Source organism: Aliikangiella marina, assembly GCF_007004765.1.
GTDB lineage: Bacteria > Pseudomonadota > Gammaproteobacteria > Enterobacterales > Kangiellaceae > Aliikangiella > Aliikangiella marina.
Genome location: NZ_VIKR01000003.1, coordinates 288,316 through 310,719 on the forward strand (window position 1 = coordinate 288,316; position 22,404 = coordinate 310,719).

The following is a 22,404-nucleotide window of genomic DNA, read 5'->3' on the forward strand; positions in this document are numbered from 1 at the left end:
TTGTGTTTGCGTTTAAATAAAGTCTATCTTCAGTATTTTTTTTAAATCTCATTATGCGTTTTTTTATTACAAAAAAACATTGAATTCAATTTTTATTTAATGCGCTTATTAACAATAAAAATGTCTATTGCCCCGCAATAAAACTAAAACTTCTAATTTATCTCTGAAACTAATACAAGCCTCACAAAAACCGGGCTCCAGCACATATAAAATTCGTATAGTTAATTGTTAATCTTGTTTAGTTGACAAAATAAAAAGGTCATCTTAAACAGGTGAATTACATTCGGCAATCCTGCCTCTTTTTTTTTATATTTAGTTAGGTAAAAAACCATGAAGTCATTACGTAATTTAGTCGTAGTTTTGGTATCTAGTTTGATGCTTGTTAGTAATGTTGGCTTGGAAGCTAAAATTAATGAGAATTTCGTAGACAAAAAGGAAGTACTCTTTCACGAGAGAGACGTTTTAAACATTGACATACAATATAAGAATAAAGTCATACAAAAGAGAGTAAGCAATAATATTATTGTGTTAGTCACGCAGATTCAAAGAGAAGGTGCAATCGATCCGAGAATAGTCATTAAAAGAGAAGGTGCAATCGATCCGGTGAATAGCCTTGCGAGAGAAGGTGCAATCGATCCGGTGAATAGCCTTGCAAGAGAAGGTGCCATCGATCCGGTGAACAGCGTTGCAAGAGAAGGTGCCATCGATCCGGTGAACAACGTTGCAAGAGAAGGTGCCATCGATCCGGTGAACAGCGTTGCAAGAGAAGGTGCCATCGATCCGTTGAATAGCCTTGCAAGAGAAGGTGCCATCGATCCGGCGAACAGCGTTGCAAGAGAAGGTGCCATCGATCCGTTGAATAGCCTTGCAAGAGAAGGTGCCATCGATCCGGCGAACAGCGTTGCAAGAGAAGGTGCAATTGATCCGTTGAATAGCGTTACAAGAGATGCAATCGATCCGGTTAACAGCGTTGCAAGAGAAGGTGCCATTGATCCAATGAATAGCCTTGTAAGAGAGGGTGCGATCGATCCGATGAACAGCGTTTCAAGAGAAGGTACCATCGATCCGGTGAATCGACTTGCAAGAGAAGGTGCAATCGATCCAGTGAATCGCATAACTAGAGAAGGTGCCATTGATCCAATGAATAGCATTGCAAGAGAGGGTGCGATCGATCCGATGAACAGCGTTTCAAGAGAAGGTGCCATCGATCCCGTGAGTCGACTTGTAAGAGAAGGTGCAATTGATCCGGTGAATCGCATAACTAGAGAAGGCGCGATTGATCCCGTGAATCGAATTTTGCGAGTGGGTCTTATTGCTCCTGTAAATACAAAAGCGTTAGTAGGCAAAGCAGCCAAAATCGTACGTTTAGGTGAAGACGCCCTTGCGAAAATTGATCGATTAGGCGAAGGCGACCCTACAAAAATTGCTCGATTAGGTGAAGGTGACCCAGCCAAAATCGCCCGTTTAGGTGAAGGCGACCCAGCCAAAATCGCCCGTTTAGGTGAAGGTGACCCAGCCAAAACCGCACGCTTAGGTGAAGGCGATCCTGCAAAAATCGCTCGATTAGGCGAAGGTGACCCAGCCAAAATCGCACTTTTAGGCGAAGGTGATCCAGCGAAAATCGCACGTTTAGGTGAAGGCGACCCAGCAAAAATCGCGCGCCTAGGTGAAGGCGACCCAGCGAAAATTGCACGTTTAGGTGAAGGCGATCCAGCGAAAATCGCGCGCCTAGGTGAAGGCGACCCAGCGAAAATCGCGCGTTTAGGTGAAGGCGACCCAGCGAAAATCGCTCGTTTAGGCGAAGGCGATCCAGCGAAAATCGCGCGTTTAGGCGAAGGTGATCCCGCGAAAGTTGCTCGCTTAGGTGAAGGTGATCCTGCTGAAAAGATTGCTTAAGATCGATCTTTCTAAAATTAGTCAAAATTACTATTAGTTTGTGTTTTAGTTAAAACATTCCTGTCATACTGAGTCTCTTATTCCGTAACTCTTTGATCTAATTAGCGATTTTTATTTGGATCAAATCTTGTATATCTCCTAGTGAAACTACTTTGATAATTGAGTGGAGTTTCTACACTTTTAAGGAGAGACAATGTCGATTATTTTTAATCTTTTATGGATCATTTTGGGCGGATTCTTCGTTTTTTGTGGATATTTCTTTGGTGGAATCGTCTTATGTATGACATTAGTGGGAATTCCTTGGGGATTGCAGTGTTTCAAATTGGCTATTTTAGCCTTGTTCCCTTTTGGCTCCGAGGTCACGAGCCGCCATCCTCATGCCTATCCGAGTGACGGTTTGAACCTAATCATGAATATCATCTGGTTAATTTTTGGTGGATTGTGGGTGGTTTTCAGCCATTTAGCCTGGGGAATCGTGCTGTGTTTGTCGATTATTGGTATTCCCTTCGGAATCCAACATTTCAAACTAATGAAGCTTGGTTTTACACCGTTCGGACGCAGAATAGTCGATTATTGACCATTATCTGAGTTATATCTTAATACAAGTGCGCCGACCATTGGTTGTAGCCATTTGAAACCGGTTGGCTTTCACGATTATTGCTGTAAAATTGCTTCCCAATCGATTTAACGAGTGGCACTAGTTACTTGGAATTAGGAAGCACAACCCATGACAAAACCTTTCTTAACTCACCTTCAAGAGCAAATTAACGAATTACATGAAGCTGGCTTGTATAAAGATGAGCGCGTCATTGACTCTCAACAACAAGCAGACATCCACGTCACTACCGGTGAAAATGTTCTCAATTTTTGCGCTAATAACTATCTTGGTCTCGCAAATAGTGAGCAACTAATAAAGGCCGGTCAAGCTGCGCTTAATGAGTGGGGTTATGGATTAGCATCAGTACGATTTATTTGTGGTACACAAGCTGTTCACAAAAAACTAGAGGAACGAATCAGCCAGTTTTTAGGTATGGAAGATACGATTCTTTATTCATCGTGTTTCGATGCTAATGGTGGCTTGTTTGAAACTATTTTAACCAATGAAGATGCAATTATTTCAGATGCGTTGAATCATGCTTCAATCATCGATGGAGTTCGTCTTTCAAAAGCAATGCGCTACCGCTACGCGAACAATGACATGGCTGACTTAGAAGCTCAACTAAAAGCAGCAGATGAAGCTGGAGCGCGTTACAAACTCATTGCTACCGATGGTGTATTTTCTATGGATGGTTATGTCGCTAATTTAGAGGCTATTTGTGATTTAGCAGATAAATACGATGCGATGGTCATGGTTGATGATTCCCACGCAGTTGGTTTTATGGGCGAAAATGGCCGTGGTACTCATGAGCACTGTAATGTAATGGATCGCGTCCACATTATTACAGGTACTCTCGGTAAGGCGCTAGGTGGTGCTTCTGGGGGCTATACTTCAGGTAAGAAAGAAATTGTTGAATGGTTACGCCAACGTTCACGTCCTTATCTTTTCTCTAATACCTTGGCACCAGTGATTGCTGCGGCTTCGATCAAAGTCCTTGATCTGTTGGAAAGCGGCAATGAATTGAGGGCTAAACTCAATGACAATGCGAAATACTTTCGGGAAAAAATGAGCGCACTGGGTTTTGAGTTGCTTCCCGGTGAGCACCCGATCATTCCGGTAATGTTGGGTGATGCAGCATTGGCGAAAAAATTTGCTGATGAAATGTTGCAAGAAGGTATTTATGTCGTTGGTTTTTCATTTCCAGTTGTGCCAAAAGGACAAGCGCGGATACGCACTCAGATGTCCGCTGCTCATGATAAATCACACATTGACAAAGCGGTGGCAGCTTTTGAAAAAGTGGGCAAAAAACTGGGAGTTATTTAAGCTTAGACTACACTCCAATAGTGATTCGCTGTTTGAACAAAGAGTAACGTATTAATGAAAACACTAGCAAAAAGTTTTGCCAAAGAAGGCATTTGGATGGAGCAAGCTGATCGTCCTGAGGTCGGCCATAATGATGTCTTAATTAGAGTTAAAAAAACCGCAATATGCGGTACCGATGTGCACATCTACAACTGGGATGAGTGGTCACAAAATACTATTCCTGTACCGATGACCGTCGGCCACGAATTCGTTGGTGTGATCGAAGAAATTGGTCAAGAAGTTCAGGGGTTTAAAGTGGGTGATCGTGTATCGGGTGAAGGTCATATCACCTGCGGTCACTGCAGAAATTGTCGTGCTGGTCGGCGCCATCTTTGCCGCAATACAGTAGGAGTTGGCGTAAATCGGCCAGGAGCCTTTGCTGAATACATTGCCATCCCAGCTGTTAATGCATTTAAACTGCCTGATGATATTAGTGACGAAATGGCCTCAATCTTTGACCCATTTGGCAATGCGGTGCATACGGCTTTGTCATTTGATCTTGTCGGCGAAGATGTGTTGATTACAGGTGCTGGACCCATTGGTATTATGGCGGCAGCTGTTTGTCGACATGTTGGGGCACGCAATGTCGTTATTACTGATGTTAATAATTATCGACTTGGACTTGCCCAAGAAATGGGGGCAACACGGGCGGTGAATGTTGCTGATGAAAAGCTCGACGATGTTATGCAAGAATTAGGAATGAACGAAGGTTTTGATATTGGCTTAGAAATGTCGGGCGTACCTTCTGCCGTTCAATCCATGTTGGCAACAATGAATCATGGTGGCAAGATCGCGATGTTAGGGATCCCGCCGTCCGACATGGCGGTTGATTGGAACCAAGTTATTTTTAAAGGGTTACATATCAAAGGTATCTATGGCCGAGAAATGTTTGAAACTTGGTACAAGATGGTTTCGCTTTTACAATCAGGCTTGGATATCTCACCTATCATCACCCATCGCTATCCGGTCGATCAGTTCCAGACTGGTTTTGATGTAATGCGCTCCGGTCAGTCGGGAAAGGTAATTCTTGATTGGTCTGAGTAAGTCAGCTCAGAAAAAATTCATTGATCATTGCTTCCAAAAACGCCCGACTCAATAAGAGAACGGGCGTTTTTGTAAACCGCTCATCCCTGTTAAACTGGTTTGACTTATGCGGAATGTCAGCATGTTTTTTCAAGTAAATTTTTGGAACGTTTGAGAGCCTTAACTAGCAACGAGCAGAGCGAATAATTCGTGGGCTATTGAAATAAGTATTGAGTAAACAATAAATTTTCAACCACTTCTCTTCCTAGCTCTTCCTTAAGCGCCGCAGCGACGATATCTTTGGCTTGCACTCTGAGCGCATCTCGTTGCGCGAGATCGCGAACGACTGATTCTTGTTGGCGGTTAAAAAAATCAATCAGGGCATCTTGGATAAGGGGTAAGTTCTCATCGACGATATCCCAGTCTTCATCACCGCGAACGACAAGCTGAACCTGCACCACTATGTAGCCCATTTTGCGCCCAGTATTCTGGTAAAAGGTCATAATATTGGGGGCAATTTGATAGTACTTTACTGGCTTTTTAGGGGCTTCTTCTTCGGTACCTTCAGCGTTCTCAGCCGACTCTTCTGCTGCGCTAGCGTTGAAAGCCGCGAACGAGAAACAGACCGCTATAAGCAATGCGAAGAGATGAGAAAGAGAGTCTTTGTGCATTATTTGTCGAATATAAATCTATGTAGTTGGTATAAAAAGTATAGATCAATATCCTTTGTGGAGAGAAAAAATACTCACGGAATACGGTGCCAATAACTTGAGTGAGCGAAGGTGGAATTAAATTTCCACCATTTCAAAGTCTTCTTTACCTACGCCACAATCTGGGCATAACCAGTCTTCAGGTACGTCTTCCCAGCGTGTTCCGGGCGCTATACCATCCTCTGGCCAACCTTTTTCTTCGTCGTAGATCCAACCACAAACGATACATTCCCACTTCTTCATTGATATCTCGTCGATTGAAAAATTAACAGAAGGCGACTTTATAAAGATTTTTCAGGCAAACTGCAAGTTGACAGGAAAATATACATCTCCAACTGCGGTTTTTGATATAATCTTGCGCAAGTTAGTAATCAGCCCAAAACAAGTCAGAGACACTATTGAACCCACAGATTTTAGCGTTACTCTGCGACAGAGGTAGTCTTACTGGACGATTCAAGCAGGTGATGGGAGCGACCCCAAGGCTGACAAAGCTAAGCCAAGGTATGCAGTTTGTATCGCCCTTAGAAAGACGCGTATTAGGTATTAGACCTCGCCAGATGGCGTTGGTAAGAGAAATTAAAATGGGAAAGGGTGAGCAAAATTGGCTGTTCGCGAGAACGGTCGTTCCGCTTAGAACCCTAACAGGCGTAGCGCGAAGAATCAGTATGCTAAATGATACGCCGATTGGAAAAATTCTTTTCGGTCGTCATGGTGCCGCGAGAAGCAGTATGCATGTAGAGCTAACCCTTGATTACCCTCGCTCGGTGGCTCAGTTTGATTTGCCAACCGATCAGTTGCTTTGGCAACGTCGTTCGATTTTCGAGTTTGATTCAGGTCCCTTAATGGTCAGAGAAGTCTTTTTACCGGATTGTCCAATATATGAGTCATAAAAAGCGACCGTCACAAATCACTTTTTGGGGCACCTTCCTAGAGATGATGGCCGAGTTGTATAGCTGGGTAAAAAGCATCAAGCTCTCGCCCACCTGGCAGTATCGGTTGCGTCAATATGGGCTTCTTATGCGGGTTGATAAGCCAATCGGAATATTCCTGTTACTTTGGCCAACTCTATGGGCGCTTTGGTTAGCGGCGGATGGTACTCCTTCATTATCGCTGATTGTCATTTTTTCAATCGGTGTGTTCCTCACGCGTTCTGCAGGGTGTGTAATTAATGATTTTGCAGACCGAAATTTTGACGGAAAAGTCGAGCGAACCAAGTCAAGACCATTAGCGACCGGTGTCGTCACAGAAAAAGAAGCCCTGGCTTTATTTGTCATATTGTCTTTGATTGCTTTTGGGTTGGTGCTCATGCTCAACAGTCTATCAATCATTTTATCGGTAATTGCAATCGCGATTGCTATGGCGTACCCCTTTATGAAACGCGTGACTTACTTTCCACAGGTCGTGCTGGGGGCGGCTTTTTCTATGTCGATTCCGATGGCATTTGCAGCTACCAATAACGAAATACCGGAAAGCGCGTGGTTGCTCTATATTGCTAACCTTTTGTGGGTTTTAGCTTATGATACCTTGTACGGTATGGTGGACAAGAAGGATGATTTGAAAGTCGGCATTAAATCAACCGCGATTTTGTTTGGTGAAGCAGATTTACAAATTATCGCCACAATTCAAGGGTTTTTTCTGTTTGGGATGTTGCTTGTCGGGGGGCGGTTTGAACTCAACTATTGGTATTATATTTCCTTATTAGTCGCGACTGGGCTTATCGTGTGGCAGCTTTACCACTGCCGCAAACGACAGCGAGAAAACTGTTTTACGGCTTTTTTAAACAATAACTGGGTCGGCTTGGTGATATTTTGTGGTATTCTGCTGGCTAAGTCTTCCTAGGTAGCGGCTGTTTCGGCCAACGATGTCTAGTGTGGAAGCTAAACAATGCGGATAGGTATCGATGTCTAAGAGAATCTTGGTAGTTGAAGATGACTTTGCAAACCAGCGGGTCGCCAGTCTGTTTATCGCGAAATTAGGCTTTGAGGCTGACATTGCTGAGAACGGCAGTGTTGCAGTTGAAAAGGCTAGCGAAAGCCAATATGACTTAATCTTAATGGACTGCCAAATGCCTATTATGGATGGTTTTGAAGCTTGTCGTCAGATAAGAGCCGAAAACGGTCCCAATCAAAATATTCCCATCGTCGCTCTTACAGCCAATGTAATTGCTGGTATTGATGAAGAGTGCCAAGAGGCGGGGATGAATGATGTACTTAACAAACCCGTTCAACTTGACAATATGCAGGCCATGCTGGAAAAGTGGCTTAACAGGCCTGTTGCAGAATAGGTTAGAAGCTCAAAGTTAGAACCTCAAAGTTTGAACCCCAGAGCTAGAACCTCATCATCCAGTGATAATTGAGCTTAAAGCCAGACTTGTCTGAGGCTCACGCTAAATTAGTTGTTTTGGCAGACGCTCGGTAAATATCGCGACTCCAATCTTACGGGTTGGCAGCGCCAATCGTATCCTCCATCGTTGTCCAATTCAGGAATAAAAAGCAACTGGCTCCCGGCAAGTGATTCTGGAGACTCAAAATTGAGACTCAAAACACCTTCGGGCTCGAGCAGGATATAATAATCGCTTGTCCGCATGTCATCGCTCGATATTTTGGCTTGTTCAAAATTTCTTGGCCAATATCCGGTATCCAGTGCATAAATTGAGATAGCTGCTTGCGCTTGTTGAGCGCGACTCGTCGCAGAAGCAACTTTAGCGCGCGTTGTATAGTCATGATAAGCAGGTACCGATACCATTGCGATAATACCACCAATGGGAATAATCAAAACCAAACCGACTACGGCAATAATACCGCCAACGGACATGCCTGCTGGTGGGTTTTGATTAACTTCAACAATTTGGTTCGGTCCAAAATTATTGTTAACAATCACTGTACCTGCGATTAAATCGTGAAGCGCTTGTTTGCGTTTGGTGAAAGCCGCGAGTAAGTATCCGATTAGAAGTGTAAATGCGGTAATTGCGCCTGCTGCTTGTCTACCGGCGGCATGGGCAAACGACAAAGCATGTCCATTCATATCAACAACTTTGATACCCAAGGCTCTTTTGCCGATCGTCGCTTGCGCATTTGAACTTTCTTGAAGGGCGTAATACATCCACCAGCTTAAGTAATAAAACAGATAAATCAAGCCAACTGAGGAGCTCATCGCAAACGGATCATTAAGGCTTGCAGCGGCGCCAAAGCCCCAAATTGCGATCATGAAAAAAGTAAAATTGAAAATGATGCCGTCGATAAAATAAGCGAAAAAACGTTTCCAAAAACCACCATACACAAACCCAGCTGCCATTGGCGGTTGCGCTTGACTGGTGGGCGGTTGATAAGGCGTATTAGCTTGCGACAAAGACGCACCACAATTTAAGCAGAAGCTAGCATTCATTTGATTGCGCGTTTTACATGAGGGACACAAAAGGCTATTGGAGTTTATTGACATAGTTATAGCTGAAATAGAATATTATAAAATCAAATTAAGATGAATTTTGGAAACTGTCAAGAAGCAATCGGTCACAGCGCCGCGATTTCAATTCGAAGGCGGCGCTTTTAATGCAGATAATTCAACTTGAATAAATCGAATTAAGGTTAAGGATTGAGGTTAACTTCTGTTAACTTTGCATAGATTAAAGACTCAGCTTGTTCAAAGTCAACTTGCTCAACTGATTGAACATCCGCGGTCAACTCTTTGAGAATGTCTTCTTGAATAACCCCTCGACTTTTAGCTTCGGCATATGGGAGTCGATGAAACATGACCATTGAATAACGAGGACAAAAGTGTTTCGGAAAACGATTTTCAAGTTCGAATGCCAGCGCGTTTCTGAGCAGAAATTTTTCATCAGTGACCGAGTCGCGCATGGTGATGTAATTTTCGATTGCCATGTCTGCGATAGCATCACCATTGATTTTTCGATGCTCATCTACGCGGGTAAAAATCTCTGCCCAGTCGTCACCATATTCATCGATAGTCTCAATAAGATCCAACGCGTCTTCAAACCCGCAATTCATTCCTTGACCATGAAACGGTACGACGGCATGCGCTGCATCACCGAGTAACAAGGCCTTGTCTTTGAAATGCCAAGGGGAACATTTTACCGTTGCAAGCTTCCCTGTTGGGTTCTCAAAGAAGTCTTTTTGCAAATCCGGTAATAGCGGTACGATACTAGGAAAATGTTGATTAAAGAACTGCTCGACTTGCTCCGGCGTCTTGACCGACTCGAAACTAATCTCGCCCTCATTAGCCATAAATAAAGTCACCGTAAAAGAACCATCTTCATTCGGTAAAGCGATGATCATATACCCGCCTTTGGGCCAAATATGCAACGAATGTTTGTCAATCAGGAATTCGCCATTAGGACCAGGGGGTATTCTTAATTCTTTGTAGCTATGTCCTAAAGAAATAATATCATGCTGGCTTGACTCAATTGCGTGAATGGCTTCTCTCACTGCCGAGTTGCTCCCATCCGTTCCGATTACGCGATTAAAGGCGATCGTTTTGAACTCACTGCTAAGCTCATCTTTGATCGTCAATTGGTTGTTATCCAAATCTACTTTTTGGCAATTTTGATTGAAGTAAATATTCACTCGACCGGTCGCTTCTGCAGCGTTTAAACAGATGATATTAAGGTCACCCCGAGATACCGAGTAAATAACTTCCTCTGGTCGCTGACCATAACTCTGGAAGTTTTGGTTACCTTGCATATCATGAACCATTCGACCTTTCATTGCGGTTAAAATTGGTTTGACTTGCTCCATTAACCCCGCCTGTTGTAATGGGTAAATTCCGCGATTGGCGAGCGCCAAGTTTATCGAGCGGCCGGCACTGATATCGGTAGCTCGCATATCAGGTCGACGCTCATAGACTTCAACTTTAAATCCTCGTTTAGCTAACATTACAGCAAGCAATGAACCAACAAGACCTGCGCCAATTAAAGTAATGGTTTCGTTTTGGTTTGCCATGTGTTTTTCCTAGTGATTGTCGATTGCGTTTTTCAGTATTTCAACGAAACGGTAAACGTCTTTGAAGCTATTGTATTGGGGAACCGGTGCGACGCGAATAACATTAGGATATCGCCAATCACCTGTGACACCAGCATCCTCTAGTGCAGTAAAAACTCTTTTACCACGCTCCGGATCATCTTTTTCGTTAAGTCTAACGGTTAATGAAAGTTGGCTGCCGCTATATTTTTCTTCGCTGGGAGTTAAGATAGTAATTCGCTCCGGAATTTGTGTTGTTAATAGATGTCTCATAAAACCGGTTAACTTTAGAGATTTCTCACGAAGTGCATTTATACCGCCGGCTTTTTTAATGGTGTCAAGCGAACCTCTGATAGCCGCCAAAGATAAAACCGGTGGATTAGATAATTGCCAAGCTTCAGCTGAATGAATAGGCTTGAAGGTATTTTCCATCTTAAAACGGGTCGACTTGTCATGGCCCCACCAACCAGCAAATCTTGGTAAGTCTTCATCTTTATGATGATTTTCATGCACAAAACAACCGGCGACAGAACCAGGGCCTGAGTTTAAATATTTGTAGGTACACCAACAGGCAAAATCAACTTGCCAGTCATGTAAGTTCATTACAATATTGCCAGCAGCATGTGCCAAATCAAAACCAACCTTACAGCCTTTAGCATGTCCAAGTTGAGTGATTGCTTGCATATCAAACACTTGTCCTGTGTAGTACTGGACACCAGGCAACATAATGAGCGCAATAGACTCACCTTCTTTCTCTATTAGTTCTATTAAGTCTTCGTTGCGAATAAGGTCTTCACCTGCTCGTGGTTTGATAAGTAGCATTGACTCTTTGGGATCAAACCCGTGAAATTTGATTTGTGATTCGACGGCGTAGTGATCAGAAGGAAAAGCGTGCTCTTCGATTAAAATTTTATGGCGTGTTTCTGTTGGTCGATAAAAGCTAACCATCATAAAATGTAGATTCGCGGTTAGCGTATTCATCGCAACCACTTCCTCGGTTTTTGCACCGACTAGATCCGCAAACCCTTCACTTAAAAACTCGTGATAAGGCATCCAAGGGAAGTCACCACTAAAATGTCCTTTAACACCTAGTGATGCCCACTGAGCGAGCTCTCTTTGAACATATTCTGCGGCTAGTTTAGGTTGTAGTCCGAGTGAGTTACCACATAAATAGACTTCATCATCACCATTGTCCATTTTTGGAATAGCGAAATCGTTGCGGATTGCAGCAAGCGGATCTTGTTGGTCCATTTTTTCTGCAAATTCTAAGCTGTTTTCAAATTGCATAGTGATCTCTTTTAAATTTCATTCAGTGAATACAGTACCGGGTGAGAGGGCACTGCGTCTGTATCAATCTTGGGAACTTGTAAGTTGCATAAATAAAATCCATCAAGGATTTGATTGTCGACAAAAACCATTTCGCTAATGGTTTTATTACAAGTTGAGTGTGTATTTAAAGATGTTTGGTTTAATTCGACTTGCCAAAAGAGTCGATGATTAGAAAGTTTTCCTTGGTCATACATTTTATCGACGGACGGAAAATCAACCAGTAAATGCTTAACCTCACGCTCGACAATGTAGCTCATCGCATCATTAGTTAAATAAATAGGGTAATGATTTTTATCATATCGTTGAAAGCATTTATCGCTAGTATTGGGTAGCGTTCTAATCACCAATCCCGAGAGCTGTTCATTAGAGTATTCGGCTAGGTATTTCTCGAGTTGAGCACGAGTAATAACTAAATTGCTTGGATCATACTCTGGAATATATTGGTCTATCACATCACGAGCTTCGAGCGGCTGTAACGTCACCAGAACACTTGCAAATAAACTTTCGTCGATTGCATTGAACACAGCCACATGCTGGTCAACAATGTGAGAAACCGATTCAGTATGGGTGCCGTTACAGTGGGGAACGATAGTTAGGGTATTGACGTTGCAACTACCACCGCGCTTGGTATCGCCGATAAAGCCGTCACCCTCTAAAGTTTTACTCGTGCATGCGGGTGCACCAAAGTGGCTTGGTTGATCGCCATTGGGTAACAAAGCGATGGCAATACTTTGCGGTTGTGATAAGTCCGCTTCATAGGTCTTCTTGGCAATATCGAGTTTAATAATCATAACTAACTGTTTGCCTATTTATTTGAAAAGAGATAAGTCACTTAGGAATCAAACTCGTATTTGTTGTGAGGCATAACATGTCCACAAGCGCCACAAGTCCTCAGTGCTTCACTGGAGAGAAAACGATTAAATACAGCGCCAAAATCATTTTCAATATCGCGGAGCGGAAAATACTCCTCGTACAATTTGTGATTACATTTTTCACAAAACCACATCAATGCATCCGTTTCTTCTGGGCGTCGAACTTGTTCGATAACCAGACCAATCGAGTTCTCAAATCGAACCGGAGAATGGGGAACTTTGGGCGGTAATAAGAACACTTCACCGGCTTTGATTGGATACTCTACGACGCCGCTATCTTGTTGAGTTCTGAGTAACATTTCGCCTTCTAATTGATAGAAGAACTCGGGCCCTTCATTGTAATGAAAGTCTTTGCGTCCGTTTGGTCCGCCGACAACCATAATAATCATGTCACCTTCGCGGTAGACTTCTTTATTACAGACAGGTGGTTTTAATTTATCTCGATTGTCTTCTATCCATTTCTGAAAATTGATCACTTGCATCGGGGCGCTCATAGTATTGCTCCTATTTTTTAGTCATCGATTGTCGCTATACATTTAAGTTCAATAGCGATTGGTGTCGGTAGGCAGTTGATTTCAATCGTTGTTCGGCAAGGCTGGTTGTCTGCAAAATATTCCGCATAGATTCTATTGTAGGTTTTAAAGTCATCTTTCATATTGGTCAGAAATACCGTGACATCAACCAAGTTCATCCAACTCGAGCCTGAGGCTTCTAGAATGGTTCTTATGTTGTCAAAAACACTGCGGCACTGTGCTTCAATATCGTATGCTTTAATTGTGCCATCTTCATTTAATGTTACGCCTGGGATATCGGTAGTTCCGGCTTGGCGTGGTCCTACCCCCGAGAGAAATAATAAATTACCGACTTTTCTTGCATGTGGGTAAAGGCCAACGGGCGCAGGTGCTTTATCAGTACTAATTTTAGATGAGTGTTTTTTTGATGAAAGTTGTTCAGCGTTCGACTCTGTCATTTTATTATCCATTAACTCTTTGTTTTTAAATACAATTACGATTTAGGCTTATTCTCAGTGAGAAAAATTTTCTGACTGGTTGAAAATTGTTCTACTTGCTAGAGAATAGCACAACACTTTAGCGCCAGATTGAGCGCAGGTTGTGGTTGAGCTTAGTGCTCAAAATGCGGTGAAAAAGGCTAATTTAAGATGAATTTGCAGCCACTTTGGCTTGCAAAGATATTGCGAGATGTTTTTTTGTTGTTATCTAAAAACATAGTTTTGGTATGAAAAGCCTTGTTGTTTGTGAACGTCGCCATTGCGACAGGCGACCATTTTAAGACCATCGCTATTCCCTTGTAAAGTAGTGTTTAAATGTTGACCAAATAGAAACTTTAAAAATTTCGGGAATAAGCCTGCAACCAAGCCGTTAAGGCCACTATACAGCTGAGATTATGCTGTAGAGCGGATGGTACAGAGCCAATATTGAGTTGCATGTGTCATATTTCTGTTACAACTTGATCCAGATATAGCGTACTATTTGATGGTTTGCGAAGAGATGACAAAAATAAAGGAATACACCATGCAGGTGTCTGATGAATTTGAAGAGTGCAGAAAGCAAGCGTTTGCTCTGGCACTCAGATTATTGGGGAATAAAGATGATGCTCTTGAAGTCGTTCAAGCATCAATTGAGAAAGGTATTAATCATGCAAATGCGCCAGCCTTAGATCACCCTGAATTTAAACCTTGGCTGTTTACGGTTGTTAGGAATAAATCGATTGATATTCTGCGTCATCAAACTCGCGTTCGTAAAGTAGAGCATGAAGATTACCACTCAAGTGCACCGACTTCGACGGAGCCGGATAAATCGTTACAGCAAATGCAGCTCAAAGAAACTTTAGAGCAAGCTATCAATCAGCTCAATATGCAGCAAAAAGAAATTATTTTACTTCGTGACTACCATAATTTTAGCTACGCAGAAATTGCTAGAATTCTTGGTATTGCAAATGGATCGGTAATGTCTCGTTTACACCGCGCCAGGATGGCCTTAAGAGAAATTCTTGTGAAAAAAGGCTTTTCGCTTGGAGGTGCCCAATGAGCCTTGAACATTCTGACGCGCTCGACGAAAGATTTGAAAAGTTATCAGGTTATATTGATGGTGAGTTGACTCAACAAGAAGCACAAAAAGTGGGACTGTTGATTGAAACTAATCCTGAATATAAACAGTTATATGAAGAGTTATCATCGATGCGCAGTGAAGTCCAATCATTAAGTTTGCAAGAACAAGAACTCGAGCATTTGGATAAATTGTTTGAAGAACCGATTGCAAAAACATCGCGAATTTTTGGGTTGGCGTTGATAGCGATTTCAAGTGTCGCCATCATTGGATTAACATTGTATGTGATCTTTACTCATCCAGAACTTGGGTGGATTGAAAAAACATTAGTAGGAACGCTTGGTGGCGGTACGCTGCTTCTTTTGATTAGCGTAGTTAGACAGAGATTAATGAGCCTTAAAAAAGATAAGTATCGAGGGGTGAAAATATGAGCCGAGTAATCCTTTCAACCACAGAATTTATTTATGGCAAAGTCATTGTCAAACACTTAGGGCTAGTTCGAGGTACGAGTATCCGAACCCGCCATATCGGCCATGACATAATGGCTCGATTACGCGGCTTGGTTGGTGGCGAAATCCATGAATATACCAAACTGCTTGCCGAATCGCGCGAACAAGTCTTAGATCGAATCATGCAAGATGCGAGAGAGCTGGGAGGAAATGCCATTGTCGGGCTTCAATTTTCAACATCACAAATTGCTCATGGTGCAGCTGAGTTGATGGTTTATGGTACGGCTGTATTTGTTGAAGATGCGCAGGACCTCACCGAAGATTAACCGCTCAAATAAAGCGCATTTTTTAATGGCCGCCTAGCTCAAAGCGGCTTTTCTCAACTAACCCATTTTTAAAGTCTTAGCGAACCTTTGCCGTTTTTCCCTGATAAGTCATTCGATGTTGTGCTGGTGAACCAATCAGCAATAGCACTCTCTTTTTGCTCTTTAAATCCCATAAGCGGGTGCTTCTAACAAGATAACTTCATCCTAATGCTACTTAAATCGCTTGGCCGACAAACACTTTAACCCGTTCTCCGATCCTGCCCAACATTGCTCTTGTTAAACGGGTGTCATAAACCGGTGTCATAAACTAGCGTCATAAACCAGCAGTATGATGATAGTTACTCTGTATTTGACGCCGGAGTCTCAATTCAGTAAAAAGGCGCTAGTTTTGAGTGAGTCTCGCGTTAATCCATATTTTATTAAGATGTTTTTGAAAGACAAAGAACAACCATTTAGCAGTATTTTAGCAACACGGCTATCACGACGAGGTTTTGTTAAGGGCTTGGGTATTGCTGCCGGTGCTGGTTTAACCGTTGGCTGTGCAACACTGACGAGTAAAGAGCAAGCAGCCTTTAAATTCAAGGAAGTTCCCCATGGACTGGATGAGTTTGTTACCTTGCCGCCAGGTTATGACTACCAGGTCGTTATGCGCTGGGGAGATCCTTTATTCAGCGAAGCAGCAGCATTTGAGCCATTAGCGCAGACTGGTGAAAAACAGCTTAAGCAATTTGGATTCAATAATGATTATATTGGGTTCTTACCTTTATCCAATGAGCAGCGACAGTCAACTCATGGACTTTTAGTCGTCAATCATGAACATACCAAAGCCAAGCTGATGCACCCCGGCGCAACCAACGACTGCGACCTTACACTGGAGCAAACGAAAGTCGATATCGCTGCACATGGCGTGAGTGTATTAGAAGTTCGTAAAGATGCAGAAACGTGGCAAGTAGTAAAAAACTCGCGTTTTAATCGTAGAATTACGCCTGAAACACCGATGCGAATGACTGGACCTGCGGCCGGTAGTAAGCGGCTAATTTCTAAAAGCTCTGAAAACGGCGTGGATTCTCGAGGGACCTGTGCTAACTGTGCTGGTGGAATTACACCCTGGGGAACCGTGCTGACGGCAGAAGAAAATGTCGACCAGTTTTTTACGGGAGATATCGAACAGCTTGCAGAGAAGCGAAATTACCAGCGAATGATATTTTCTGGAGAGCCAGAAAAGTCATGGTCGCGCCACTTTGAGCGTTGGGATCTCAATAAGAATCCTAATGAGGGCAATCACATGGGGTGGATTGTCGAAATCGATCCATTTGATCCAAACTCAGTCCCAAAGAAAAGAACCGCGCTGGGGCGCTTTAAGCATGAGGCGTGTAACCTCTTTATCAATCGAGATGGTCGAGTTGTGGCTTACATGGGAGATGACGAAAAATTTGAATATGTTTATCGCTTTGTTAGTAAGCGTCGTTTTCGTAATCAAAGTGATAGCGAGTCTGCCACATTCAATGCAAATTTATTGGAAGAGGGAACCTTATCTGCAGCGAAATTTGATGACGCTGGGCGTTTAACTTGGTTACCATTAGTTTTTGGCGAGGATGGCTTAGGCCCAGAAAACGACTTTCACAGCCAAGCCGATGTGGTTATTGAAGCGCGAAGAGCTGCTGATATTGTCGGGGCTACGCCAATGGATAGACCCGAAGATATTGAAGTTAATCCGGTTAGTCATAAAGTTTATGTTATGTTAACCAAGAACAAGTCGCGCAAGACCGACCAACTTGATGGCGCAAACCCAAGAGCGTTAAATCGAGGCGGGCAAATTGTTGAGTTAACTGCGCCTGGTGGTGATCACACCGCCGATATCTTTGAATGGGACATGCTCCTCTTGTGTGGCGATCCGAATACTTGTGTCACTAACTACCACAGTGAAACGACACCCAATGGTTGGCTCTCTTGCCCTGACAATTGCACTTTTGATAACCAAGGGAATTTGTGGGCGGCGACTGACGGTGCAGAGGACTTTGGTGTCGCCGACGGTTTGTGGGCAATCCAAACTGAAGGAGAAAAACGCGGTTATGCCCGGCGTTTTTTAAGAGTACCAATTGGCGCAGAGTTGTGTGGACCTTATTTTACTCCAGACAACAAAACGCTGTTTTGCGCAGTTCAACACCCTGGCGGAGATGGTAGCTTCGATAAGCCTGATACGCGCTGGCCTGATTTTGACGTTACATTGCCTCCGCGGCCTGCTGTGATTGCAATCTACAAAAAAGACGGTGGTGTTATTGGAAGCTAAACCGAACAATGCAAGCGAAACGCTAATCGATTTAAGTCACGAAATCGAAGAAGGGTTAGTGACTTACAAAGGCCTTCCCGCACCAATTATTTGCGATTATTTAAGTCGTGAAGCTTCGAAAAGTCATTATGAGGACGGCACTACCTTTCAAATTGGCAAGATTGAAATGGTCGTGAATACAGGTACCTATATCGACGCACCTTTTCATCGTTTTGCCGATAAGAAGGATATTGCTGAGCTTTCACTGAGACAAGTTGCTGCCATTCCGGGCATCAAAGTAACCGTGCCAGAGGACCAACGAGCTATTGACGCGAAAATTTTTAAGGGACTCGACCTAAGCGGAAAGGCTGTATTGGTGCAAACTAACTGGAGCCGTCACTGGAAAACCGATCAGTATTTTGAAGGCCATCCGTTTTTAACAGAAGACGCGGCTGATTATCTCCGGTCACAAAACGTGCAGTTAGTTGGCATCGATTCACTTAATATTGATGATACTGCAACGGGCGCTAGACCCGTGCATACGATCTTGCTGAGTGCTGATATTTTAATTGTTGAGCATATGTGTAATCTTGATCAGATACCCGAGGCCAATTTTGAGTTTTATGCCGTGCCCGTGAAAATGAAGGGCACTGGGAGTTTCCCGGTTCGAGCCTTTGGAAAACTTCTCAAAAGAGATTAATAACCTCGGCTATCTATCTTGATCGTTATACGTCGAATCAAAAATATCAGACGTCAAGCGATAAGCCTTCTAGTTCCTGCTGTAATCAAGTAGCACTTATCACATACCGCCAGATTCTGGCACTCCATTAATAGCCCTGTCGAAATTTACGATTTTAAAGCAATGTTTAATCGGTTCGGGTCGCATCTGGGAAGGTGTTTTCGAATTTTAAAAATGTGCCAGGCTATTTTTATGTTTTTCACCTGATTTAGACTTTGAGATATCTCAACCAAGAAGCATTATTAATCATAATGCACTGCGACATACGCTGTCTCTTTTTTGTACTCTCCGAAAATCTTATCGTTAACCCAATATTGCTTGCTTTATTAAGAGCTTATATTTTTATTGATATAAATTAACAAGTTATAAGAAATTAAAGCCGGTTAAGTAAGACTTTATGTTGATTATCGCTAACCTCTACTGACACCAAATTTAAGCTTTTTTTAGGGAATATTCACAATTTAACCAAATGGTCAAGATTGTCTGGCAGTATCTCCCCCGATTGCGCCTCCAGCCTATTTAAAACTATAAAAAACGGACATTCGGAAAGTCGTAATCGTTTTTGGGAGACATAAATTAACCATAGGAAAACTATAGAACAAAGGAATAGTAATCTATGCAACATACAACAGCTAAACACACCATACTTAAGCGATTAGTTTGCTTGAGTGTCGGTTTTGGCATTTTTACTGCCAATGCAGACGCACCGGCCGGGTACTACGATTCCGCCAATACGCAAAGTGCCATTGAACTGAGAAATTCTTTGCACGAAATCATTGATGATCATACTCGATATCCCTATACCTCTTCGTCCACTGATACGTGGGATATCCTGGAAAGTGCGGACGAAAATCCTGATGATCCAAGCAGCGTCATCACGCTTTATCGCAATGCCAGTTATGTAAAGTTTGGTGGCGGAGTAGGCGCATACAACCGTGAGCACTCTTGGCCAAAATCTTACGGCTTCCCAGATGATAATAGTGATAACTATCCATACACGGATGCCCACCACCTATTTATCGCTGACGCAGGTTATAACTCAACTCGCAGTAACAAGCCATTTGCTGACTGTGATGTTGGTTGTACGGAAGTTAATACTGACGCGAACAATGGTCGTGGTGGTCTTGGTGGCGATGACTCAAACTACACCGATGGCCAGTTTAGCGAAGGTAGTTGGGAAACTTGGAACGGCCGTAAAGGTGATGTCGCGCGTGCCATCATGTATATGGCAATTCGTTACGAAGGTGGCACTCACGGCGTCACGGGTTCAATGGAGCCAGATTTAATCTTGACTGACAATCGTGTTTTGATTGATTCGTCGAGAACTGGCTCTAATAACTCAGTTGGTTACATGGGGCTAAAAAGCACCTTAATCGCTTGGCACAAAGCCGATCCAGTTGATGATATTGAGCGTCGTCGAAACGATATTGTGTTTGGTTTCCAAGGTAATCGAAATCCATTTATCGATCGTCCAGAGTTTGTCTCTTGTGTATTTGAAAATATTTGTGATGGTACACCTGACACCGACGCGCCTGTTGCACCGACAAACTTAAGTGCGACTGGTTCGGTCGGTTCAATCAGCGTAAATTGGGATAGCAATACAGAAGCAGACTTAGCGGGTTACAACCTATATCGCAGTGAGACGCCAGCGGGCCCTTACACAAAATTGAACGCGTCTCTATTGTCGAGTATTTCGTTTGAAGATAACACTGTAACGCCATTAGTGACTTACTACTATGTTGTGACGGCAGTTGATACGTCACTGAATGAATCACCAGTTAGTAATGAAGGTTTTGCATCAGCGGAAGAACCAGTAGTCGTTGACTTAGATGTTTGGATTAATGAACTCCATTATGACAACGCTAGTACCGATGTTGGCGAGTTTGTTGAAGTTGCGGGTGTTGCAGGAGCAGATCTAACCGGTTGGTCAATTGAGCTATACAATGGTAATGGTGGCGCGCTTTATAATACCGTCAGTTTGTCTGGTGTTATTGCAGACGAGCAAGGCGGTTTCGGCGCTATCGATGTTGCGATTTCCGGGATCCAAAACGGTGGTCCAGATGGTCTTGCACTAATTGATAGCACCGGTAGTGTTGTTCAGTTCTTAAGCTATGAAGGGAGCTTTGATGCGGTTGATGGGTCGGCTGCAGGATTAACTTCTACAGATATCGGTGTCAGCGAAACAAGCTCAACACCGGCGGGTGATTCATTACAGCTGGTCGGTCAAGGGTCAACTTATGGTGACTTTACTTGGCAAGCACCAGCCAATGCCTCTCCTGGTTTAATTAATTCAGGTCAAACGTTTACTGGCGGTCCTGGTAACTTAGCGCCGATTGCTGCTTTTGTCGCGACATGTGATCTGCTTAATTGTGACTTTGATGCCAGCTCTAGCGTTGATAATGATGGCACCATCGTTGACTATGCATGGGATTTTGGCGATAGCAATATCGGTAATGGCGTAAACGTTTCAAACGCTTATCCAGCGTCTGGCAGTTACACTGTTTCGCTAACAGTGACTGATGATGCTGGTGAGTCAACAACGATCACTGAAATCGTAAACGTTGATGACGGTATCGTTCCACCACTTGCGTTTGACGCATGGATTAATGAGTTCCACTACGATAATGCCAGTACTGATGTGGGTGAGTTTATCGAAATTGCTGGTCCTGCAGGCGCTGATTTAGCTGGCTGGTCATTAGTGCTCTATAACGGCAGAAATGGTGCGCAATATAACACCGTCGATTTGTCAGGTGTATTTGCTGATGAAGGTACCGGGTTTGGAAGCATTAGCTTCGCGATCGCAGGTATTCAAAACGGATCACCCGATGGTTTTGCTTTAGTTGATAGTAATGGCACAGTGGCTCAGTTCTTGAGTTATGAAGGCAGCTTTGTCGCCATCGATGGTGTTGCAAGTGGCATGACTTCTGAAGACGTTGGCGTATCTGAAGCGAGTTCTACACCAATCGGACAGTCACTCCAATTAATTGGTACTGGAATGACATATACCGACTTCACTTGGCAAGGTGCAAGTGATGAGTCGCCTGGCTTAATCAACGTCGGTCAAACTATTGTCGTACCGAATGTTGCGCCAGTTGCGAGCTTCACTTTCGAATGTACTGACTTATTCTGTAACTTTGACGCGACAACCAGTAGCGACAGTGATGGAAGTATCGTTCAGTATGATTGGGACTTTGGAGAAGGAAATGTCGCTAATGGTGTAGTGACTTCTTATGAGTATCTGATGGCAGGTACTTATGATGTAACGTTAACTGTGACAGATGATGACGGTGAGACTAATAGCGTTGTCCTATCAGTTGAAGTCACTGAGCCTGTTGAGCAATCGTTCTTCGAAAACACTGAAGTCACGCCAATCCCGGATCGACGACGTATCAAAAGTAAAATCTATGTTGATAGAACCGGACCTGCGGGTACTGTTGAAGTAGCGGTCAATATTACGCACACTTATCGCGGCGATTTGGTCATCAAACTTCGTGATCCAAGCGGTCGTTTACATCGATTGAAAAGAAAGAATCGACGTGACAGTGCTGACGATGTGATTGAAACCTACACGGTTGATGTCGCTTGTGGTGCAGCCGGTCAATGGAAGTTGATTGTTATTGATAAATTCCGTAAAGATACGGGACAACTTAATAGCTGGTCACTACAGTTCTAACTTAACATTCGTTAATGACAATCCGGAGACCCGACAACAGGTGTTGTCGGGTCTTTTTGTTTTAGCTTTTCTTTTTTCAACTCAACTCAACTCAACTCAACTCAACTCAGGTCAATTCT

General features: G+C 43.3%; 21 protein-coding genes. 13 read left to right on the top strand and 8 right to left on the bottom strand.

Going from position 1 to position 22,404, the window contains the following annotated elements; translation table 11 throughout:
• Positions 1-330 precede the first annotated feature (330 nt).
• From FLL45_RS13155 to tdh, 4 genes are all read left to right on the top strand, one after another.
• Positions 331-1,896, top strand: coding sequence for a hypothetical protein (locus FLL45_RS13155; RefSeq protein ID WP_142942520.1), 1,566 nt, complete (start codon positions 331-333; stop codon positions 1,894-1,896).
• Positions 1,897-2,089: 193 nt separating this feature from the next.
• Positions 2,090-2,473 (top strand): YccF domain-containing protein, encoded by a 384-nt coding sequence (locus FLL45_RS13160; protein WP_142942521.1) that lies wholly within the window; start codon positions 2,090-2,092, stop codon positions 2,471-2,473.
• A 150-nt stretch (positions 2,474-2,623) separates the two neighbouring features.
• Entirely contained in the window at positions 2,624-3,817 is a 1,194-nt protein-coding gene (locus FLL45_RS13165; protein WP_142942522.1) for a glycine C-acetyltransferase, read from the top strand.
• A 54-nt stretch (positions 3,818-3,871) separates the two neighbouring features.
• Positions 3,872-4,900, top strand: coding sequence for an L-threonine 3-dehydrogenase (gene tdh, locus FLL45_RS13170; protein WP_142942523.1), 1,029 nt, complete (start codon positions 3,872-3,874; stop codon positions 4,898-4,900).
• A gap of 194 nt (positions 4,901-5,094) precedes the next feature.
• Here the strand turns inward: tdh and FLL45_RS13175 are convergent, their stop codons facing one another.
• On the bottom strand, positions 5,095-5,550 hold the full coding sequence (locus FLL45_RS13175; RefSeq protein ID WP_142942524.1) for a flagellar basal body-associated FliL family protein: 456 nt from the start codon (positions 5,548-5,550) through the stop codon (positions 5,095-5,097).
• A 117-nt stretch (positions 5,551-5,667) separates the two neighbouring features.
• Complete coding sequence (locus tag FLL45_RS13180; RefSeq protein WP_142942525.1) at positions 5,668-5,832, bottom strand: rubredoxin; 165 nt, start codon at positions 5,830-5,832, stop codon at positions 5,668-5,670.
• Between the two features lie 155 nt (positions 5,833-5,987).
• On the opposite strand from FLL45_RS13180, the gene FLL45_RS13185 reads away from it, so the two are divergent.
• The 3 genes from FLL45_RS13185 (at position 5,988) to FLL45_RS13195 (ending at position 7,873) form a co-directional block, all read left to right on the top strand.
• On the top strand, positions 5,988-6,479 hold the full coding sequence (locus FLL45_RS13185; RefSeq protein WP_142942526.1) for a chorismate--pyruvate lyase family protein: 492 nt from the start codon (positions 5,988-5,990) through the stop codon (positions 6,477-6,479).
• Complete coding sequence (ubiA, locus tag FLL45_RS13190) at positions 6,469-7,428, top strand: 4-hydroxybenzoate octaprenyltransferase (protein ID WP_246075828.1); 960 nt, start codon at positions 6,469-6,471, stop codon at positions 7,426-7,428. The genes FLL45_RS13185 and ubiA overlap by 11 nt, the downstream gene beginning before the upstream one ends.
• 61 nt (positions 7,429-7,489) lie before the next feature.
• The gene (locus tag FLL45_RS13195; protein WP_142942527.1) at positions 7,490-7,873 is read left to right on the top strand and encodes a response regulator; all 384 of its coding nucleotides are present in this window, start codon (positions 7,490-7,492) and stop codon (positions 7,871-7,873) included.
• Positions 7,874-7,980: 107 nt separating this feature from the next.
• Here the strand turns inward: FLL45_RS13195 and FLL45_RS13200 are convergent, their stop codons facing one another.
• The 6 genes from FLL45_RS13200 to FLL45_RS13225 form a co-directional block, all read right to left on the bottom strand.
• The gene (locus tag FLL45_RS13200; protein ID WP_142942528.1) at positions 7,981-8,973 is read right to left on the bottom strand and encodes an RDD family protein; all 993 of its coding nucleotides are present in this window, start codon (positions 8,971-8,973) and stop codon (positions 7,981-7,983) included.
• Between the two features lie 200 nt (positions 8,974-9,173).
• Positions 9,174-10,544 carry an FAD-dependent oxidoreductase gene (locus FLL45_RS13205; RefSeq protein ID WP_142942529.1) on the bottom strand — a complete coding sequence of 457 codons (1,371 nt, stop codon included), beginning with the start codon at positions 10,542-10,544 and terminating at the stop codon, positions 9,174-9,176.
• A gap of 9 nt (positions 10,545-10,553) precedes the next feature.
• The gene (kynU, locus tag FLL45_RS13210; protein ID WP_142942530.1) at positions 10,554-11,849 is read right to left on the bottom strand and encodes a kynureninase; all 1,296 of its coding nucleotides are present in this window, start codon (positions 11,847-11,849) and stop codon (positions 10,554-10,556) included.
• A gap of 11 nt (positions 11,850-11,860) precedes the next feature.
• Positions 11,861-12,682, bottom strand: coding sequence for a cyclase family protein (locus tag FLL45_RS13215; RefSeq protein ID WP_142942531.1), 822 nt, complete (start codon positions 12,680-12,682; stop codon positions 11,861-11,863).
• A 41-nt stretch (positions 12,683-12,723) separates the two neighbouring features.
• Positions 12,724-13,257, bottom strand: a complete 534-nt coding sequence (locus FLL45_RS13220; RefSeq protein WP_210247187.1) for a 3-hydroxyanthranilate 3,4-dioxygenase — start codon at positions 13,255-13,257, stop codon at positions 12,724-12,726.
• Positions 13,258-13,274: 17 nt separating this feature from the next.
• Positions 13,275-13,733 (bottom strand): RidA family protein, encoded by a 459-nt coding sequence (locus tag FLL45_RS13225; RefSeq protein WP_142942532.1) that lies wholly within the window; start codon positions 13,731-13,733, stop codon positions 13,275-13,277.
• A 538-nt stretch (positions 13,734-14,271) separates the two neighbouring features.
• On the opposite strand from FLL45_RS13225, the gene FLL45_RS13230 reads away from it, so the two are divergent.
• From FLL45_RS13230 to FLL45_RS13255, 6 genes are all read left to right on the top strand, one after another.
• The gene (locus FLL45_RS13230) at positions 14,272-14,811 is read left to right on the top strand and encodes an RNA polymerase sigma factor (RefSeq protein ID WP_185964454.1); all 540 of its coding nucleotides are present in this window, start codon (positions 14,272-14,274) and stop codon (positions 14,809-14,811) included.
• Positions 14,808-15,260 (top strand): anti-sigma factor family protein, encoded by a 453-nt coding sequence (locus FLL45_RS13235; protein WP_142942534.1) that lies wholly within the window; start codon positions 14,808-14,810, stop codon positions 15,258-15,260. The genes FLL45_RS13230 and FLL45_RS13235 overlap by 4 nt, the downstream gene beginning before the upstream one ends.
• Positions 15,257-15,604 (top strand): YbjQ family protein, encoded by a 348-nt coding sequence (locus tag FLL45_RS13240; protein WP_142942535.1) that lies wholly within the window; start codon positions 15,257-15,259, stop codon positions 15,602-15,604. Before FLL45_RS13235 ends, FLL45_RS13240 begins: the two co-directional genes overlap by 4 nt.
• A 388-nt stretch (positions 15,605-15,992) precedes the next feature.
• Complete coding sequence (locus FLL45_RS13245; RefSeq protein ID WP_185964455.1) at positions 15,993-17,894, top strand: PhoX family protein; 1,902 nt, start codon at positions 15,993-15,995, stop codon at positions 17,892-17,894.
• Entirely contained in the window at positions 17,884-18,573 is a 690-nt protein-coding gene (locus FLL45_RS13250) for a cyclase family protein (protein ID WP_142942537.1), read from the top strand. The genes FLL45_RS13245 and FLL45_RS13250 overlap by 11 nt, the downstream gene beginning before the upstream one ends.
• Before the next feature lie 655 nt (positions 18,574-19,228).
• Positions 19,229-22,285 (top strand): PKD domain-containing protein, encoded by a 3,057-nt coding sequence (locus tag FLL45_RS13255; RefSeq protein ID WP_142942538.1) that lies wholly within the window; start codon positions 19,229-19,231, stop codon positions 22,283-22,285.
• Positions 22,286-22,404: the final 119 nt, after the last annotated feature.